Origin of the sequence: Acetivibrio sp., assembly GCF_035371925.1 — a bacterium.
In the GTDB taxonomy this organism is placed as follows: Bacteria; Bacillota; Clostridia; order Acetivibrionales; family Acetivibrionaceae; genus Hungateiclostridium.
The window spans coordinates 1-20,614 of record NZ_DAORXT010000018.1; the positions used below are offsets into that span (position 1 = coordinate 1).

Consider the following 20,614-nt stretch of genomic DNA (forward strand, 5'->3'; position numbering starts at 1 on the left):
TCATATTTTGCTCTATTTGTTTATATTTTCTAGCTTTTTGTGGGACAATCAAATTATAAATTAGATGAGTATTCAAATACTTTTACAAATGAAAAAATTTCAACAATGGAATTCATAACAGAAATTTCTAATTATGTCTTTAATTGTAGTAGAATTAAATGCACCATCAACAATGGTAATACTGAAATTCATTTTTCTGGTACATTCATGTGTGCTCTTCTTGAGTCAAGTTTATTTAGGTATAAATTTAGAATTGAAGATTTTTATCAAAAGCAAAAACAAGATTAAGATTATTTAGTCATCTTTGAGGTGAGAGAATAAATGAACTGCAAAATCAGTATTGAAATAAACAAGGATAGTTTTTACATAAGTAAATATAAATCAATAACTGGAGAAATATATTTCAAAGTAGATGACAGGTTCTTTCCAGAAGAAGGCTGGAGTGACTTCCCTGTTGTGATATTAACTTGGTGGATAAAATCACTTTTACAGATTATTCAGGGAAAAGTTGGTATATCTCAAGAGTTTCTATTTATGGATGGCCCATTACTAATAAAAGGGAAAAAAGTTGATATAGATATTATGGAATTAGAGTTCATTCACAGAGAAGTATTACAGTTTACATCATACTGCTCTATCAGTAGCTTTAAATCATCAGTTGTTGAAGCTTCAAAAATAACATTAGAGTCTATGATAAAGAATGGATGGGAAACAAGTGATACAAAGGAACTAGAAAGCTTATATAAGAATTTAAAATAGCAATTTGATTTTAAGGCAGGTGAAACAATGAGAACACCAGATATTGAAGCTGTCATATCCTTTCTAAAAACAGAAGATGGTGGTAGAAGCAGACCATGCACTTCTGGCTACAGACCTGCTCATTTAATAAAGGATGATTATCTGACTACAGGCACACACAATTATTTTGGCAAAGATGAGGTTTTGCCTGGGGAAACTGTTACTGGTACTATAACTTTTATAACTCCTGAAGCATATCCTCAAAGTTTGTGGGAAGGAAAGGTTATCAATATTCAGGAAGGCAGCATGATAATTGGATATGCCAAAGTAACAAAGGTAATGAATGAGTTATTAAAATTTGAAGAATAATTAATGCTTTGCAAATTTTCAAATTGAATATATAATTACTTTCTTTCAAATAATAGTTTGGTGGTAAATAAAAATAATACTTTACTATAAAAAGCCAACAAACTATAAATTATGAAAGGAAGTGATGCCCACATGTCAACTAAAAAACAAGCCAATAGACTAATCCATGAGAAATCCCCATATCTATTACAACATGCTTATAACCCTGTAAACTGGTTTCCATGGAGTGATGAAGCCTTTGAAAAGGCCAAATCAGAAGATAAGCCTATCTTCCTGTCTATTGGCTATAGCTGACCTGTATTCAAAGAACTTGTCATTGGTGTCATGTAATGGAGAAGGAATCCTTCGAAGATGAAGAAGTTGCCGAAATTTTAAACAAAAACTTTGTTTCGATAAAAGTGGACAGAGAAGAACGCCCGGACATAGACAATATATACATGACTGCTTGTCAGGCACTGACAGGTCATGGAGGCTGGCCGCTGACAATTATTATGACTCACGACAAAAAGCCTTTTTTTGCCGGAACATACTTCCCGAAGAAAGACCGTATGGGGATGCCCGGGCTAATATCCATCCTTAACAGCGTACACGGCACCTGGGTAAATGAAAAAGATTCCCTCAATAAATTCAGTTCCCAGGTAGTCAATGCAATAAGTGAGTCATTTGATAATGATTCCTACAACTCAATTGACAAAATTACGGAAGACCTATTCGAAGAGGCTTTTTCACAGTTCAAATATGACTTTGACAATATTTACGGAGGCTTTGGAAGTGCACCTAAATTCCCCACTCCCCACAACTTGTATTTCCTCTTAAGATACTGGCATAAGACTAAAGAGGAGTACGCCCTTACCATGGTGGAGAAGACTCTTGATTGCATGTACAGCGGCGGAATATATGACCACATAGGCTTTGGATTCAGCCGTTATTCCACTGATAGAAAATGGCTGGTGCCCCATTTTGAAAAAATGCTGTACGATAACGCATTACTGGCTATAGCATACCTTGAAGCCTATCAGGTAACAAAAAAGCAAAAATACGCCGATATTGCAAAGCAGATTTTTTCTTATGTGCTAAGAGACATGACCTCACCGGAAGGTGGTTTCTATAGTGCTGAAGACGCAGATTCCGAAGGCGAGGAGGGAAAATTTTACATCTGGACCCCCGCTGAAATAAAAGAAGTATTGGGAGAAAGTGACGGTGAAAAGTTCTGCAAATATTACAACATTACGGAGGAAGGAAATTTTGAAGGTTTCAATATCCCAAACCTCATAAACAGCACAATACCTGACGAAGACAAAGATTTCGTCGAATCGTGCAGAAAAAAACTTTTTGAGCGCAGAGAAAAAAGAGTGCATCCCCACAAGGATGATAAAATCCTGACCGGCTGGAACGGTCTTATGATAGCTGCCATGGCAATTGGCGGAAGAGTTCTGGGCATTGAAAAATACACCCTTGCCGCCGAAAAAGCTACAGAATTCATATTCTCAAAACTCACAAGGCCCGAAAGAAGACTTCTGGCACGCTATAGGGACAATGAAGCTGCATTAGCTGCATATGTCGACGACTATGCATTCTTAATCTGGGGACTTATTGAGCTCTATGAGACAACCTACAGGCCACAGTATCTCAAAAAAGCCATAAAACTCAACAATGACCTCATCAAGTACTTTTGGGATAATGAAAAGGGCGGGCTTTTCTTATATGGCAACGACAGTGAGCAGCTTATTGCCAGGCCAAAGGAAATATACGACGGAGCAACTCCATCCGGCAATTCGGTCGCAACTTTAAACTTTTTAAGACTTGCCCGTTTGACCGGACAGCAAGACTTAGAGGAAAAAGCACAACGGATGTTTGACCTTTTCGCAAGAAAAGTCGAAAGCATGGCAAGAGGATATTCGTTCTTCCTGACAGCAATGCTTTTTTCACAATCTAAAACAAAAGAAGTTGTACTGGTAGGAAACAGTCACAAAGATACTGAAAACATGCTGAACATTCTCAGCGAAGACTTCCGGCCGTTTACAACATCTATTTTATACTCTGAACAACATAAGGATTTAAAAGAACTGGTGCCGTTTATCGACAATTACACTACCGTTGAAGGCAAACCCACAGCTTACATCTGCGAAAACTTTGTCTGTCACGAACCGATTGTTGACAGCAGCCAGTTCCGTGAAAGGTTAAATAATTAGCATTATAGCAAATATACAAGTACAAACTTTATAAACAAATAAAAATATTTTAAAAAAATTTTTATTATGACAATAAAAATCAAAAAATTTACGAATTACTATTATTGAAAAAACAACTTAATCATAACATGATAAGGTTGTTAAAAACTGCATATGCTAGCAACTGTAGATTTTAACCTACAGTTTATTTTACCACTTCTAGAAGTATCCCTCGCCCCAAGGGATACTTTCTCTATTTTATGACTTTATCAACGCTCTACCGGTATGATGTTTTCAACCATTAGGACATCCTCTTCTTTTGTAATGTCGGATATGGCCTTTTTCATGGAAAGCTCCTTGGCCTGGTGAGTTACAAATATAAGCGGAACAGCATCCTTTCCCCTGTCTTTCTGGATAACCGATGCTATGCTCACTCCATATTTGCCAAAGTATCCGGCAATTTTGGCAAGAACACCGGGTTTGTCCTTTACCGTAAGTCTGACAAAGAATTCGCTTTCCCAATCATCGTTGAATTTTATCTTCTCGGCAGAGTTTTCTTCGTCGTTGTAAAAATTGATATACCTATGCTTGTCCTTTTGATGGCATGCAGTAATTATATCCGATACAATTGCACTTCCCGTGGGAAGGTCGCCTGCTCCCCTTCCGTACAGCATTATGTTTCCCACTGCATCCCCTTTCAGGAACACTGCATTAAAGGAATGCCTCACAGCAGCCAAAGGGTGATCTATGGGTATGAATGTCGGATGTACCCTTACTTCTATGGTATTGCTGCGCTTTTTTGCAATAGCAAGAAGACGGATTGCAAATCCCAGCTCCCTGCCGTATTCGATATCTTCTATGGTAATCTTGGTAATGCCTTCCCTGTAAATTTTGTCAACATCCACTTTCTTATGAAATGCCATGGAAGATAGTATGGAAATTTTATACATAGCATCATAACCTTCTATGTCGGCTGTGGGATCCGGTTCTGCAAAGCCCAGCTTCTGTGCCTCTTTAAGTACATCTGTGAAATCTCTGCCCTCTTCGGACATTTTTGTCAATATATAGTTGGTGGTACCATTAATTATCCCCATAATCTCACCAACTTTGTTGGCCTGAAGCGACTCTGCAAGAATCTTGATAACCGGAATACCTCCTGCCACACTTGCTTCATAATACAGGCCCACTCCGTTTTCTTTTGCAACCGTTTGCAGCTCCATGCCATGCTTTGCGATAAGCTCCTTGTTTGCGGTAACAACAGTCTTCTTATTCATAAGGCAGGACATAACATAATCCCTTGCGGGCTCAACACCACCCATGAACTCTGCAACAATAGAGATTTCGGGGTCATTGGCAATTTCTTCGAATTTATCCGTAAGGATTGAATCCTCAACTTCCGCATCCCTTTTCTTACTGACATCCCTTACAAGAATTTTTGCTACTTTCAGCCGGATTCCTTCACTTAAAAAAATATCGTTTCCGTTATTGCGAATAATTTTATAAGCACCGGTTCCGACATTTCCAAAACCGAGAAAACCAATTTTTACTTCTTCCATATCCAATCTCCTCCGAAAATCATTATACCAATTTGATTACTTTGATTATACCAATAAAGATTATATCAATAAACCCTTCCGTTTCAAGCCCCATGTCCGTTCCAGAACTTCTTTATACATTCTGATATATTTTTCCCCGTTACTCTGATATAAGGAAACCATTCATTAGGAAAAAGTGCAAGATAACCGGGAGTTGTAAACCTGTCATCGACTAAAAGTATGACTCCTTTGTCATCTTCCGACCTTATAACCCTTCCTGCTGCCTGCATAACCTTGTTCATCCCCGGATACATATAAGAGTATTCAAACCCAAGCCGGTTTTTATTCCGGTAATAATCCTTTATAATATTCCTTTCATTGCATATCTGAGGAAGACCCACACCTACAATAATTGCTCCTATCAGCCTGTCGTCTTTAAGGTCAATCCCTTCGGAAAAAATTCCTCCCAATACGCAAAAACCCAGTACCGTCTCTTTGGGGTCCGCCTTAAAATTTTCGAGAAAATCCTCCCTTTCCTTTTCCGTCATGGAACCTGACTGAACATAAAGCTTTATATCGCTACATTCCTTTTCAACCAATTCGTAAACCATGTTCATATACTGATAAGACGGAAAAAAAGCAATGTAATTTCCCTTTTTGGCCCACACGACGGATTTGATACACTCCACAACCTCATTACAACTTTTATCCCTGTCCTGATAGCGGGTGGATATCCTGTCGGCTATCATAAAACACCTGTTATTCACCTCAAAAGGTGAATCCAAATACATCGTATAGTCATCCGGCCCGCCCCCCAATATTTCCTTGAAATAATCCAAAGGCAGCAGCGTAGCTGAAAAGAAAACTGCAGCTTTTCCCCTTTTTAGAGCTTCGCTTAATAGGTGGGAAGGGTCGATACAAAAAAGCTTTATTCTAACATCATTATCCGCTTTCTCTACAAAAGTAACATACCTGTCATCATAAAACTCGGATATCTTAAGATACATAAGGGCATCAAAATAAAGCTGAAGGAGGTCTTCATTTTCAACTCCTTTTTTCGCACTGTCCGCCAAGTATTCTTCACATTCGCCGATAAGTTTTCTCAAAAGCAGGTATATTTCACTTTGCTCTTCTTTACTTACAAAATAATCATTATCGCCGCATAGCTTTTTCATGCCCAGCATAAATGTGTTGAGCTTTTGCAGTATATTGGATATTTTCGGGTTTTCCTCTTTCATTTCCTTCTTTAGCTCAAGAAAGTCCTTTTTAGATAGCTGTGCCGAAAACATTTCCCTTGCCCTGTCCACAAGGTTGTGAGCCTCATCCACCAGAAAAATGTAGTCCCCGCCCGTATCGGAGAAAAACCTCTTTAAGTACACCCTCGGGTCAAAGACATAATTGTAGTCACAAATTATTGCATCGGCCCAAAGGGTAAGGTCCAGCGCAAACTCAAAGGGACAAACTTTGTGGGCCTTTGCGTACTCCTCTATGACCTCCCTTTTGATTTCATCTTCTTTTTTAAGTATATCCATTATTGCTTCATTTACCCTGTCAAAATGCCCCTTGGCATACTCGCATTTCTCAGGCTTGCAAACGGATTTTTCCATGAAGCATATCTTTTCCTTTGCGGTAAGAGTTACTGTTTTACACAAAAGCCCCTTTTCCCTCATTTTGGCAAAGGCCTCTTTGGCAACACTCCCCGTTACAGTCTTTGCAGTAAGGTAAAATATTTTTGAGGCATGTCCTTCCCCCATGGCCTTTACTGCCGGAAACAGGGTTGAAATGGTCTTTCCGATGCCCGTAGGTGCCTTTACATAAAGCTTTTTACCCTCTGTAATGGTCTTGTAAACAGCCACTGCAAGCTTTCTTTGACCCTTTCTGTATTTTTCGAAAGGAAACTCAAGAGCCTTAATAGAGCTGTTCCTCTTAACCTCCCAATCATAAGAAAGCCTTGCCCATACATAGTATTTTTCAACAAGTTCGTTGAAAAACCGGCTTAGCTCTTCTATGCCAAACTCACTGACCAGGTATTTTATTTCTTCCGTATCCAAGTGGCAATAGGTAAGCCTAACTTTTATCCTGTCCAGATTTTCGTTTACTGCATAAATATATGCATAGCATTTGGCCTGTGCCCAGTGCAGAGAATTGTAGGATTCATCTATCAATTCCAAGGGTACGGTTGTTGATTTTATCTCGTCAATCGTAAAACAGCCATCCTCATTTATTATACCGTCCGCCCTTCCTTCAACCGTAAGAAAAAAGTCGTCAAACTCAACAGTGCTCTTTAAGAATACTTCCGCACTGTACTCTTTGCCCTGGGCCTTCTGTATTTTTTTATGAATTCTTGTCCCTTCAGCTGCCCTGCTGCTTCCGGTAAAGGAACTGTCAATATCACCGTACCTTAACACAAACTCAACCAGATTCCTTACCGATATCTTTACTTCCTTTTTATATTCACTCATCAGACTCAAACCTTTTCCATTATATGAGCTTAAGATTAGCTCTTTCTCCTGTAAACTTTATTTTTTTCATTATAGTCGACAAAATACTCATATCCGCCATTAAGAAGCATTCCTTCACTCTTACCCATCACCAAAAATCCACCGACATCCAAGGAGTTGTAAAAATGCCGAAGCACTTTTCTTTGTAAAGGAATATCAAAGTAAATCATTACGTTTCGGCAAAGAATCATCTGAAATTCATTCAGTATACCTTTTTCAATTACACTGTGCTGAAAAAACAAAATATTATCTTTAAATTCGTCTTTTACCTTTATATAGCTTCCGGTAATGTCAAAATAGTCGGTAAAGGCTTTTGTTCCGCCAGCTTTTTTATAATTGACAATATCGGTATCTATTGTGCTGGCAGAATACAAACCGTTCTTTGCCTCCTCAATTACATAGGGATTTATATCTGTGGCATAGATCTGCACCTTGTGAAGCATACCCAGTTCTTTTAGTATTATTGCCAGGGAATAAGGCTCCTTTCCGTTGGAACACCCTACACACCATATCTTAATATGGGAATAGGAATCCAGGCAAAGCAATACTCTTTCCTTTAGGAATGTAAAAACTTCAGGGTCCCTGAAAAAATTCGTAGTATTGATGGAAAAATCCAAAAAAAGCTGTTCAAATACGTCCTGATCGGTAAGAACCAGCTTTCTGAATTCTTCAAAGCATGTCATGCAATATCTTAGCATTGATATTTTTATTCGTCTTATTATACTATCCTTCCGATACTCTGTAAAGTCAAATCCATACTTATCGTAAATATCCCTAAGGAATTCTTCCACTTTTTCCGGTTCAAAAGACCTGGAGCTTAGCTTTTCACTAATCTCACACCTTTTATTTAATATGGATTTTTTCTTTACTAAAAAACACTTTATACCAAGGGACAAGAAATACGAATATAGATACGATTTAAGCACAAACACCTTGCATTTACTATTTTCCTGCAGCTTTATAATTTTTTCAACTACTTCGGGTGTGACAATATTCGCATCTAAAAATGTAATATGTATCTCACATCCACAGTTTTCACCGATACACTCCAACAGCCTGTCAGCTTCGGCCTTTGAATCCAATTCCCCCATAACCGAAATATGCATTATGCGTCCGTTTCTAGCTCTATGAATTTTCAAGCAACTGCACCCCAAACCCCAAAAAATTTAGATTATATAAAAAGTTAAAATGTTTATTTAATTCTCTTTTGCTATCCAAGCTTTTATCAAGCGTATCAACACGTCATAATCCACGGGTTTTGAAATATAATCGTCCGCCCCGGCCTGAATGCACTTTTCCCTGTCAGCTTTAAGGGATTTTGCCGTAACTGCAATAATAGGAATATCCTTAAGCTCTTTGTCCTCCCTTATCGCTCTGATGGTCTCATATCCGTCCATTACCGGCATCATGATATCCATCAGAATTAAATCCACTTTGTTGGTTCTAAGCAGTTCAAGAGCCACTTTGCCGTTTTCCGCAGCTGTGATATTGGCTCCATAATCTTCAAGGGCCGACGCCAAAACAAAAACATTTCTGTGGTCATCATCAACAATCATAATGTTTTTTCCCGTAAGACTCAATGCATACTCTTTCTTCACTTTCGAAAACAGATAGCAGCTATTGTCCGCATTTTCCTTAATCCTCTTAAGAAAGACAGTCAGCTCCTCTTGAAGCCTTTCCTTTGAATCTGCCGTTTTGACAATTATTTTATCCGCATACCTTCTTAATTCCTCTTGCTGTTCTTGCGAAAGGTCTTTTTCCGTATAAACAATCAACGGAATATCTATATTTTGCTCGCACATATACCTGCAAATATTTATCCCGACCCCATCATTCAATTCCATATTCAAAATCACAGCATCGTATATTTCCTTTCCAAACTCAAATTTTGCGTGATTGTCTAAAGATACCACCTTTATTGTGATATTTTGCTCTTCAAAGAGTTTCTTTATTGTGTTCTGCCAGACTGTATCACCTCCAACAATCAGAACCTCTCTGGGATTTTTGTCCGAGTAGTTTAATAAATATGCCATTATTTGAAAAACATCATCTTCATCAAGGGCAGAAATTACATATACGGGTATTTTTCCAAGCTCCACAGTGCTTTTAAGCTCCCTCAAAACTTCAACTCCACACATGTCGGGAAGCATAATATCCAGAAGTATCCCATCCACCTTGGTGCTTCTAGCTATCTCCAAGCCTTCTTTTCCGCTTTCTGCAATAATGGTGTCAAATCCCAGTCTTTCATTTATGCCTTTTATGTACTTTGCAAAATCTTCATTGTCTTCAACAACCAGTATTACCTTGCCGTTCTTTGGCGTATTTGAAATCTTATTGCTTGAGTCTTTCTTTAATACTGCGTCAGCCCTGTTATTATTTTTTTTAACAACACCGGGCAGTTTAAGGTAAAATGTGCTTCCCTCTCCCACATTGCTAATGACTTCTATTTCACCTTTCATAAGGGAAGCAAGCTTTTTCGATATAGACAGCCCAAGCCCTGTCCCTCCATACTTCCTTGATATTGTTCCGTCCACCTGTCTAAACTCCTGGAATATAACAGAAATGTGCTCTTGGGAAATGCCAATTCCAGTGTCGGTTACCGAAAATACAGCATCGTCCTCTCTATTCTCATCCACTGCTGCTTTTAAAATTATGGAACCCTCCGAGGTAAATTTAAACGCATTGGAAAGAAAATTTCTCAGTATTTGTGAAATTTTATCCCTGTCCCCAACCAGCATGGAGTTTATTGAATCCTCTACGACAAAAGTAATGTTTTTCTCTTTTGCCGAGCTTTCGAACATTTGTCTTAGGTCCTCCATCAGCTCGCCGGAATGGAAAGTATAAATATTTAAATTCATTTTTCCCGATTCAACTTTTGAGAGGTCCAGAACATCATTAATCAATCTCAAAAGCTCCCGACCCGCCTTGTTAATTACTTCGACCTTTTCCATATCCTTTTCGTTAAGCTCACCTATCTTCTTACGCCCAAGCATTTTGGAAAGGAGGATAATTGAGTTTAGAGGAGTCCTGAGCTCATGGGACATATTGGCAAGAAATTCCGTTCTGTATTTATTGACCTTTTCCAGCTCCTCGGTTCTCAATCTTAGCTCCATGGTTGTCTTTTCAAGGTCCTCATTCTTGCTGTTTAATAGTCTTGTCTGTTCCTCAAGAAGCTGTTGCTGTTCCTCAAGCTGGGAATTGGTCTGCTGCAATTCCTCGCTTTGCTGCTGAAGCTTCTGTTGCTGGTGTTCAAGCTGGATATTGTTTTGTTGAAGCTCCTCGGTCTGCTTTTGGAGAAGGATTTGCTGCTCTTCCAATACTCTGTTGGCTTCCTCCAGCTCAGTTGCTTTTCTTCCTGCTTCTTGTTTTGCAGCCTCTGTGATTTTCAAGAGGTTTACAATCCTGTTGTGTTGCACTGCAGTATACAGGTATGTAGATATAATTTTGGCAGCCTCATTCATTAATTCCTGTTTTAATTCCACAAAAGGTTCAAAGGAAGACAGCTCCAGAACACCGTAAAGATGACCTTGATATAAAAGCGGCACGGCATAAACATTAAGAGGTGCTTCACTTAAAGTACCTGTGGTAATCTGAGCCTCCTGTCTTTGGATATTTTTCAAAAGAATCGGCTTTCTCTCTAGCGCCACCTGTCCTATGATTCCTTCTCCCAACTTATACTGATTTGACAGTCGGTCTCTTTCGGTAAAAGCATAGGATGAATTCAAATACAGCTTTTTGTCCTCATCATTATAAAGATAAAGTACTCCGTTTCCGGCATCCATAATTCTTGCAAGGAAAGTTACTGCTTTATCTGTAATTTCACTAAGGTCGAATTTGCCGGCAAGTTCCTCATTTAGCGAACTACAGCTATCTTTTATCCAAAATTGCTCCTTTAGGTTTCTTACAAGTTTGTTGTAGTAATTGGCCATATTAACCAATTCATTTTTACCCGTAAGATCTGCCTCAATTAGCTCTCTGGTATTTGCACTGGTTTTCATTACATACTGCAAATACGAAATTGGCCATATTATGCTCCTTATCACAATGGTAAACAGAACGACTGAAATAAACACTATTATTCCAGTCCAAAAGAATATACTGTTTTTGTGGTATGACTGTATTTGTGAGGAACGGTTTATAAGACTCAGTGCCGCATCTTCTTCAATTCTATCCAGAATATTTAAACGTTTTTCCAATTCTTCGACATATTCATTGTTTTTGGCAGTAAGCTGAGGTATCTCTCCTATGTGCTTGCTTTCCCGAACCATTGCCACAATGTCCGCGCGGATCTTTCTCCACTCATCAAATATTACCGCCGCTTCGTTTATAAGCTGCTTTATTTCTGCATTATCCCTTGAATTGGCCCGTATAATTTCAAAGTTTTGCAAAACTTCTTCGTCATATTCTTTAATTTTGTCCGATTCATAATAGGCATTATCTACATTTTCAAGAAGCAAAAGCTCTCTTATGCCCCTCTGTATTTTCATTATTGCAACTCTTGCTTCCCTAGCGGCATTTGATGCGCTCAGTGATTGGGTGTAAATATCTTCGGATACTTGTCCGATTTCACTTACATTCCTGAACGCAACTACTGCAAAAACAACAAACAGTATAAGCCAAACTGCAAACAATCCCCACATTCTGTGCTGAATTCTTATATTTTTCAACAGCTTCATCAATAATACCTCCCCCAAAATCTTTCCGGCGCTTGCCAATACACGTCCTAATAGTAAATATCAGAAAATTCTATATGTACATTGTGATGCATCTTATCACTTTTTTCTTTTCTTTTCAGCACATCTGTTGAAGGATTTTGTGCATTTTCCAGGTTTGCAGGAAGCTCAACCGTAAATTCGCTTCCCTTATTATACTCGCTTTTTACACTAATGCTTCCGCCATGGAGCTCCACTAAAGACTTGACAAGACTTAAACCTATGCCGCTGCCCTCATTTTTCCTGGTCAAAAGATTGTCCACCTGCTTGAACCTTTCAAAAATCACTCCCAGTTTATCCTCTTTGATTCCTATTCCCGTATCTTTCACACTTATTGCAATAGTCTTGCCCAAGTCCTTTATCTCAACGTTTATAGCTCCTCCCCGGGGTGTAAACTTTATCGCATTAGACAAAAGATTTAATATTATTCGTTCTATTGCATTCTGGTCGCATAAAACGAACTTTTCTTCCACATCAGTGTCAAATATGAGGGATACCCCTTTATTTCTTGCATATTCCACAACCGATAAAGAAATATTTTCAACTATCTCAACTATATTGCAACGGAACATCTTCAGCTCAAAATAACCCGAATCTATCTTGGTAATGTCAATCAGATTGTTGACAAGCCTTAGCAAACGATAGCAATTTTGCTGCTGCATCGCAATCTTGCTGCGAATCTTTTCCCTGTCCAGCTCCTGGCCGTCATTCAAGTATGAATTGATAATTTGCGTTGTACTGTACAATATATTAAGTGGAGTCCTAAGCTCATGGGATATATTTGCAAGAAAAATACTCTTTGCCTCGTTTGCCGCCTCCGCCGCCTCCTTCGCAGCCCTTAGCTCCTCTGTCTGCTCCCTTACTCTTTTTTCAAGAATTATATTCATTGTCCTTTCTTTTTCTATCAGTTTCAGGTAAACATTAATTCTGTTAATAAGCTGATATTCGTCAATGGGTTTTGTCAAATAATCCACAGCACCGATTTCAAAGCCCCGTCTTTGAAACTCATCACCGATACAGGATGCTGTTAAAAAAACTATGGGTATGCTGCTTGTCCTTTTTCTTTTCTTTATTAATGAAGCCAGCTCAAAGCCATCCATTCCCTCCATTTGAATATCCAGTATAATAAGATCCACTCTTTCTTTAAATAGAATTTTTAACGCCTTTTCTCCAGAATCTGCTTCTTTTACATCTGCATTAATATGTTCTTCGATAAGAGCTTTCAAAGAAAATAAATTATTCTCGTTGTCATCTACAATCAGAATTGTGTACACAGGCTCCTGCATTATTATCCCCCTTCAAGATAAACCAAATGTTGTTCTTTCTTCAAAGCCTTTAATACTCAACATCATATAGAAAAAGCCCGTTCGATGGTGCCGTATATCCGGCAAGACTTCTATCTTTGCCCTTTAGTATGTTTTCCATGGAATCAGGGCTTATCTTTCCAAGTCCCACTTCTATCAATGTTCCCGCCATTATCCTAACCATGTTGTACAGGAAACCGTTTCCATAAAACATTATATCAATTATTTTGTCCTTTTTGTCTATATCTATTGAATAAACCTTTTTAACCTTGGACTTCTTTTTACTCTTTAAAGACGTAAAGCTCGTATAGTCATGCTCTCCCACAAGATATCGGGCCGCCGCCTGCATTAAATCAATATCCAAAGCTTCAGGTATATGACAGGTATATTTTCTGTAAAACGGGTTGTGGAGTCTCTCATTCCATATCCTATAAAGATATTTTTTAGCTTTTGCATTATACCTTGAGTGAAACTTCTCGTCCACTTCCTGCATATCCAAAACTACAATATCTTCGGGAAGATATCTGTAGCAGTAATCGAGCATGGCATTAAGAGGCATATTGCTTTGAGTGTGGAAATTGGCCACCTGCTTTATGGCATGCACCCCTGCATCGGTCCTTCCGGAGCCAATAACTTCTATGTCCTCCCCTGTCATTACCCCTAAAACATTTTCAATTTTGCCCTGAATAGTCTTGTCAGAGTCTCCTAACCTCTGCCATCCCAAATATCTGCTTCCATCGTATTGTATTGTCATTTTTACATTTCTCATAAACCGGTACCCCATATATACAAAAGTATATCCAACATTATATATAATGCAATAAAATAACCCGGTATGGCTTTAATATACCGTACCGGGTTAACGAACCAATAATATACAATATTATTTATGCCATACCTTCAAAAGTCTTCCTGATTTCTTTAAGGAAATCCTCAGTATTTACTATCTTCTTTTCCGGAACTTCCGAAAGCGCTGCAAGGTCCTTTGTCATTGTACCGTTTTCAATTGTCCGGATAGAAGCTTCTTCCAGCTTGGTTGCAAAATCAACAAGCTCTTTTATGCCATCCAGCTCTCCGCGTTTCTTTAATGCACCTGTCCATGCAAATATGGTTGCCATGGAGTTGGTGGATGTTTCTTCTCCCTTAAGATGCTTGTAATAGTGTCTTGTAACGGTTCCGTGAGCTGCTTCAAACTCATATTTTCCGTCAGGTGAAACCAATACGGATGTCATCATGGCAAGACTTCCGAAGGCAGAAGCCACCATATCGGACATTACATCACCGTCATAGTTCTTGCAAGCCCAAACCATGCCGCCTTCCGACCTTATAATACGTGCTACCACATCGTCTATCAATGTGTAGAAATACTCCAAATTTTTAGCCTCAAATTTTTCCTTGTATTCGGTATCGTAGATTTCCTGGAATATATCTTTAAATCTGTGGTCATATGTTTTGGAAATAGTGTCCTTGGTTGAAAACCAGAGATCCTGGTTCATGTCAAGGGCATAGTTAAAGCAAGCCCTTGCAAAGCTTCTAATGGACTTGTCGGTATTGTGCATACCCATTATCACACCGGGGCCGTCAAACTCATGAATGGTCTGTCTTGAAACCTCTCCGTTTTCGGATGTGAATACAAGCTCAGCCTTTCCTGCCGACGGAACATAATATTCCACATTCTTATACACATCGCCATAAGCATGTCTCGCAATGGAAATCGGCTTTTTCCATCCCTTAACAAAAGGCTTTATGCTGTCTACAACTATCGGCGAACGGAAAACAGTACCGTCAAGAATTGCCCTGATTGTACCGTTAGGACTCTTCCACATCTTTTTCAAGTTGTATTCCTCAACCCTCTGAGCATTAGGAGTAATAGTGGCACATTTAACTCCCACGCCGTATTTCTGAATAGCTTTTGCAGCATCAATTGTAACCTGGTCATCAGTCTTGTCCCTGTATTCAAGCCCCAAATCATAGTATTCGGTATTGAGCTCTATGTATGGCTCTAAAAGATGCTCTTTTATCATTTTCCATATAATTCGGGTCATTTCGTCTCCGTCCATCTCGACCAAAGGTACTTTCATTTTTATTTTGCTCATAGTTCCTCTTCTCCTTCTATTTGGAATATTTAAATGGTTTTTAAATCATTGTTACGAATTTATCAAAGTCTCCTATTTATTTTAAATTAAAATCATGCTATTATCAAGGTAGTTTTGGAGAATAATGTACAATATTTGCATTTACCTTTTCGTTTAAGTACCCAAAAAAAGCAATGAATATCATGAAAGTTTAGCCTCTCCAAGATATTCATTGCATATAATAAGTTGGTCTTCTGCTTAATAAATCAACTATTTTTTAGCTTCTTCAATGCCTTGCTAATATCTTTTTCAAGCGTTTTAGCATCCAAACCGTCATATTTTGCCGTAAGCATATTATCTGAAAGGGATAAAAGCTTGTTATCTTCATCTACTTCAAATAAGCCGTCTTCAAAATCCACAGACGAATATACATTTTCTTTGTCAGGGTGTTTACGTAAAATAAATATCATTTTCCGGCCTTTTCTAACTTTCGTTTCACCATTATCACTTCCGGCTGAACCAAACTGATGAAGCTCTATTGTATCCGTATCCACATCGCCATACAGTACCCTGTTCACTTTGATTTGCGAACTAGTCACATTATATGCCGGTGCACTTTTACCGGGAAACATTTTTTCGAGCTTTTCCTCTGCTGCTTCATCGCCCAATGAAAAGTATTCCGTTTTAGTTGTACCGTCTGAAACCACTTCGCCCTCAATTATAAGATCTGCTTGCTCCAATAATACCTCCATTGTTTCGGCACGATACCTGCATAAAAAATCATTTTTCAACGAACCAACAACTTTGCCGGATAGATCCGGATTATCATTGTATTTGACAGGGGTATCATAAAAAGCAAAAATACTGCTTGCCGATATAACTGTTAAAACAAATAAAAATATTGACACTATCACCTTTTTCACTTATTATCACCCTTTATCAATTATCAAATACTGTCCGGAACTGTCCATCATTCTATACAACCACAATATGGATAACTTATTAATATAATACAAATAAAATTTATCAATGTCAATGTTTCCGGCAAATCTTCGTCGGCATTATTGATTATTTGAATTAAACAGGCTTACATTAAATTACTCATTTAAACTTTCATTTCCTTCCAGCCAATCAATAAACTGCCTTGCAGTCCTTGCAGAACGTCCGTTGTACATAAGCTCCCATTTCATTGCCTCTCTTTGAAGTGTGTCTTTATCGATGTTTATACCTCTTTTAGCCGCAAGGCCTTCGACAATCTGTAAAAATCCTTTTTTATCCGGCGATGTAAAAACAACTGTTATTCCGAACCTTTCCGAAAGAGAAAGCTTTTCCTGCAATGTATCCTGAGCTCTGACCTCATCATCTGGATCAACGGATTTTAAACCAGCTCTGTCGCTAAATTTCTCTTTTATAAGATGGCGTCTGTTGGAAGTGGCATATATAAGTACATTATCCGGTCTGTTTTCCACTCCCCCTTCAAGTACTGATTTTAAAACCGTATAGCTCTCCTCACTGTCTTCAAAAGCCAAATCGTCAATAAAAATAATGAATCTGCACTTTCTTCCCTTAATCAATCTTAATACCGCCGGAAAATCTACAAGATATTTTCTCGGTATCTCAATGATTCTAAGTCCCTGTTCCTTATATTCGTTTGCAATAGCTTTTACGGTTGAAGATTTTCCCGTTCCCCTGTCTCCATAAAGCAAAACATTGTTTGCAGGCAGTCCCCTGACAAACTTTTCTGTGTTTTCAACTACTTCAAGGCGCTCCCGCTCATATCCGATAAAATCGGACAAACGAATCGGGTCGGGAGATTCTATACCTCTAAGACGCATTTGTGCTTCTCCCGGTTCCCACACAAAAGCATGATATCGTGCAAAAATTCCCGAGCCGTTGGTAAAATAAAAATCAGAAAGGTGCTTTATCCATTCTCCCCACCTACCCTTTGTGGCAAGAATATCAATCATCTTCTCGCAGCTATGGGTAAATCCACTTTTTCTCTCATTGTGTTTATTATCAAATTCCCACTCGGGAAGGCTATTTATAAACCTCTTCTCAATCTCACATGTGCAGATATTCTCCAATGCATATTCTTTAAGCGCATGGGATGTAATACAGGATATGTCATAAAGCCTGTCCAAATCCTTTGAAGCCGCATCAACCAGTATTTTATCAATATTATCGAAGGGCGTCTTCTCCGCCTGCCGCGAAAAAGGGTTTTCATCAAAAAGTATCAGCTTAATAATATGCTCTTTTAAAGACTGTACTGAATCTGCGTTTGCCAGTTCAAAGAAAAATTCATTATACTTTCTTATAAATTCATGAGCATCAAGCCCTCTCCTATAAACCACTACTCCAAGCTCGTATAATTTTTTCAATACACTGTCATTAACAAGATTTTTATATACACACAATGAATCAAAGCCAAGCATTAATTCATTGACATCAAAAGCACTCATACAATCCCTCCGTATCCTCAATTACATTTATCTTTTAAGTATATACTTTACCGGTATTTGCCGCAATAAACCTCTTAAAATCAACATTACAATTTTATCAAGGGGATTAATCTTTGTAAACAAAACACTCAAAAATTAAGCATTGTGTTAATTATTTAAATAGAATGGTATACTATTTAGTATAAAAATCGATGGGAGGGTACAAGAGATGAATTATAGAAAAATGGGCCGCACCGGACTTAACATCAGTGAAATCAGCTTGGGAAGCTGGTTGACATACGGTAATTCCACCGATAAAGAAACGGCTGTAAAAGTCATAGACAAAGCTTATTCTCTCGGAATCAATTACTTTGACACCGCCAATGTATATGCCAATGGCAAGGCAGAAGTAATTGTGGGAGAAGCTTTAAAAAAATATCCCCGTGAATCTTACGTACTGGCTACCAAGGCATTCTGGCCGATGGGCACAGGGCCCAACGATAAGGGTCTTTCCAGAAAACATGTTTTTGAGCAGGTTCATGCAAGCTTGAGAAGGCTTAACGTTGACTATGTAGATATTTTTTACTGTCACAGATATGATCCCGAAACTCCCCTTGACGAAACCCTAAGAACTATAGACGACCTTTTGCGCCAAGGCAAAATTCTTTACGTCGGAGTAAGCGAGTGGACTGCAACACAAATGGCCGAGGCTCTTCACATTGCCGACCGTTATCTTTTGGACCGGATAGTTGTAAACCAACCCCAATACAATATGTTTCACAGATATATAGAAAAAGAGATTATTCCTTTCGGTGAAAAGAACGGAATATCCCAGGTTGTCTTCTCACCCCTTGCCCAAGGAGTGCTTACCGGCAAGTACAAGCCCGGCGGCAACATTCCTTCGGACAGCCGTGCAGCCGACCCCAATTCCAATATGTTTATAGGGCAGTTCCTCAAAGAAGATAAATTGTTGAAGGTGGAAAAACTTAAGGCATTGGCGGATGAAATAGGCATTACCCTTTCACAGCTGGCTATTGCCTGGGTTTTGAGGCAGCCCAATGTTTCAAGCGCCTTGATTGGAGCAAGCAAGCCGGAGCAAGTCGAAGAAAATGTTAAAGCAGCGGGAATAAAGCTTTCCGATGAAATACTCGGTAAAATCGAAGCCATCCTAAGCTAAAACCAACATACATTGTCTTTTTATAGCCACCGGCATAATTAACAAGGGCTATCAGAAAACTCCAATAGCCCTTTCTTAGTATTTAATTTCTAAAGCAATTGAAGGCATAAAACCTTTAAACGCCTATTTTGCAACTAATTTTTTATATAATTCGAGGTATTCTTTAGCAGACTTTTCCCAGCTGAAATCGGAGCACATTCCTTTTTTCATCAGATAAGTCCATGTTGCCCTGTGATAGTAGAAATGAACGGCCTCTTTTATGGCATAGAGCATATCATGGGCATTATATCTTGAGAAAGTAAATCCATTTCCCTCATGGGTAATATCGTTGTAAGGAATTATGGTGTCTTTAAGTCCTCCCGTCTCCCTTACAATAGGTATTGTACCGTATCTTAGGCTGAACATTTGGCTAAGTCCGCAAGGCTCAAAAAGTGACGGCATCAGGAACATATCGGCACCTGCATATATCCTTTGGGCCAAAACCGCGTCATATTTCAGGTTTACTGAAATTTTTCCCGGGTACTTATCCTGATAATATTTAAACATCTGCTCATACCTGTATTCCCCTGCCCCAAGCAGCACAAATTGAATATCCATTCGTAAAATCTCATCCATTACGTAATCAATGAGGTCAAATCCCTTTTGGTCAACCAATCTTGATATAACACCTATCAGAGGAATATCAATTCTTTCCTGAAGTCCCAAGCTTTTTTGAAGCATTTGCTTGTTTGTGAGTTTTCCTTCTAGATTGTCGATTGAGTAGTTTGCAAAGAGCCTGTCATCAACGGCCGGATTGTTTCTTTCCATATCTATGCCGTTTAAAATGCCATAGAGGTCATTGGATCTTTTTTGCAGCAAATTGTTTAAATTCTCGCCGAAAAAGTCGGACTTTATTTCCTCTGCATAGGTTTTGCTCACTGTTGTAATTATATCCGAATAAGCGATACCTGCTTTTAGATAATTCACTTTGTCATAAAACTCTATTCCGTCAGCATGGAAATATTCCCAAGGCAGTCCCAGAACTTCTCCAAAAACCTCTTTCGGGAATACCCCTTGATATTTCAGGTTGTGAATTGTAAATACCGTCTTAATATCTTTATAAAACTCCGAACCCTTGTACCATGCATTAAGGAAAACACTTACCACACCGGTCTGCCAGTCATTGCAATGAATTATATCCGGCTTAAAACCTATCACAGGAAGTATCTCCAGCAATGCTTTGCAAAAGAATGCAAAACGTTCGGCTTCATCATAGTACCCATAATAACCGTCTCTTCCGAAATAATATTCATTATCAATAAAATAATATGTAACATTGTCCATTTCCAACTTCAAAATTCCGCAGTATTGCTGCCTCCATGATACATAAACACCAATTTCCCCAATCTTTTGCATTTTCTCAACATACTGAAAAGGTATATCCTTGTATTTGGGCATTACCACCCTTACATCATGCCCAAGGCTGCATAAAGCTTTCGGCAATGAAGCCGCCACATCCGCAAGTCCTCCGCTTTTTGCAAAAGGATCTACTTCCGAAGACGCAAAAAGAACTTTTGTTTTTTTCATAGCATCCTCCCGTAATGATTTAGTTTAA

General features: G+C 38.6%; 13 protein-coding genes and 1 pseudogene. 4 read left to right on the top strand and 10 right to left on the bottom strand.

The features are described 5' to 3' along the window. Positions 1 to 321: 321 nt before the first annotated feature. From PLH43_RS04150 to PLH43_RS04160, 3 genes and pseudogenes are all read left to right on the top strand, one after another. Positions 322 to 759, top strand: coding sequence for a hypothetical protein (locus tag PLH43_RS04150; protein ID WP_324360393.1), 438 nt, complete (start codon positions 322 to 324; stop codon positions 757 to 759). Between the two features lie 27 nt (positions 760 to 786). Next, entirely contained in the window at positions 787 to 1,107 is a 321-nt protein-coding gene (locus PLH43_RS04155; protein WP_324360395.1) for a hypothetical protein, read from the top strand. Between the two features lie 132 nt (positions 1,108 to 1,239). Beyond that, positions 1,240 to 3,299, top strand: a pseudogene (locus PLH43_RS04160) (thioredoxin domain-containing protein). Positions 3,300 to 3,547: 248 nt separating this feature from the next. Here PLH43_RS04160 and PLH43_RS04165 read toward each other — a convergent pair. From PLH43_RS04165 to PLH43_RS04205, 9 genes are all read right to left on the bottom strand, one after another. Next, entirely contained in the window at positions 3,548 to 4,834 is a 1,287-nt protein-coding gene (locus PLH43_RS04165; RefSeq protein ID WP_324360397.1) for a homoserine dehydrogenase, read from the bottom strand. 83 nt (positions 4,835 to 4,917) lie between these two features. Then, positions 4,918 to 7,275 (bottom strand): ATP-dependent DNA helicase, encoded by a 2,358-nt coding sequence (locus PLH43_RS04170; protein WP_324360399.1) that lies wholly within the window; start codon positions 7,273 to 7,275, stop codon positions 4,918 to 4,920. Between the two features lie 35 nt (positions 7,276 to 7,310). Continuing rightward, positions 7,311 to 8,420: a protein-glutamate O-methyltransferase CheR gene (locus tag PLH43_RS04175; protein ID WP_324360441.1), complete on the bottom strand. Its 1,110-nt coding sequence runs from the start codon at positions 8,418 to 8,420 to the stop codon at positions 7,311 to 7,313. Positions 8,421 to 8,510: 90 nt separating this feature from the next. Continuing rightward, positions 8,511 to 11,990 carry a response regulator gene (locus PLH43_RS04180; RefSeq protein ID WP_324360401.1) on the bottom strand — a complete coding sequence of 1,160 codons (3,480 nt, stop codon included), beginning with the start codon at positions 11,988 to 11,990 and terminating at the stop codon, positions 8,511 to 8,513. A gap of 47 nt (positions 11,991 to 12,037) precedes the next feature. Further along, positions 12,038 to 13,312 (bottom strand): hybrid sensor histidine kinase/response regulator, encoded by a 1,275-nt coding sequence (locus PLH43_RS04185; RefSeq protein WP_324360403.1) that lies wholly within the window; start codon positions 13,310 to 13,312, stop codon positions 12,038 to 12,040. A gap of 49 nt (positions 13,313 to 13,361) precedes the next feature. Continuing rightward, positions 13,362 to 14,099 carry a tRNA pseudouridine(38-40) synthase TruA gene (truA, locus tag PLH43_RS04190; RefSeq protein WP_324360405.1) on the bottom strand — a complete coding sequence of 246 codons (738 nt, stop codon included), beginning with the start codon at positions 14,097 to 14,099 and terminating at the stop codon, positions 13,362 to 13,364. A gap of 118 nt (positions 14,100 to 14,217) precedes the next feature. Continuing rightward, on the bottom strand, positions 14,218 to 15,426 hold the full coding sequence (locus PLH43_RS04195; RefSeq protein ID WP_324360406.1) for an NADP-dependent isocitrate dehydrogenase: 1,209 nt from the start codon (positions 15,424 to 15,426) through the stop codon (positions 14,218 to 14,220). Positions 15,427 to 15,671: 245 nt separating this feature from the next. After that, complete coding sequence (locus PLH43_RS04200) at positions 15,672 to 16,328, bottom strand: hypothetical protein (RefSeq protein ID WP_324360408.1); 657 nt, start codon at positions 16,326 to 16,328, stop codon at positions 15,672 to 15,674. Between the two features lie 174 nt (positions 16,329 to 16,502). Next, positions 16,503 to 17,864, bottom strand: a complete 1,362-nt coding sequence (locus PLH43_RS04205; protein WP_324360410.1) for an ATP-binding protein — start codon at positions 17,862 to 17,864, stop codon at positions 16,503 to 16,505. Between the two features lie 208 nt (positions 17,865 to 18,072). Between PLH43_RS04205 and PLH43_RS04210 the strand changes: the two genes are divergently transcribed. Then, positions 18,073 to 19,020, top strand: coding sequence for an aldo/keto reductase family protein (locus PLH43_RS04210; protein ID WP_324360412.1), 948 nt, complete (start codon positions 18,073 to 18,075; stop codon positions 19,018 to 19,020). A 123-nt stretch (positions 19,021 to 19,143) separates the two neighbouring features. Here the strand turns inward: PLH43_RS04210 and glgA are convergent, their stop codons facing one another. Further along, positions 19,144 to 20,586 carry a glycogen synthase GlgA gene (gene glgA, locus PLH43_RS04215; protein ID WP_324360414.1) on the bottom strand — a complete coding sequence of 481 codons (1,443 nt, stop codon included), beginning with the start codon at positions 20,584 to 20,586 and terminating at the stop codon, positions 19,144 to 19,146. Positions 20,587 to 20,614: the final 28 nt, after the last annotated feature.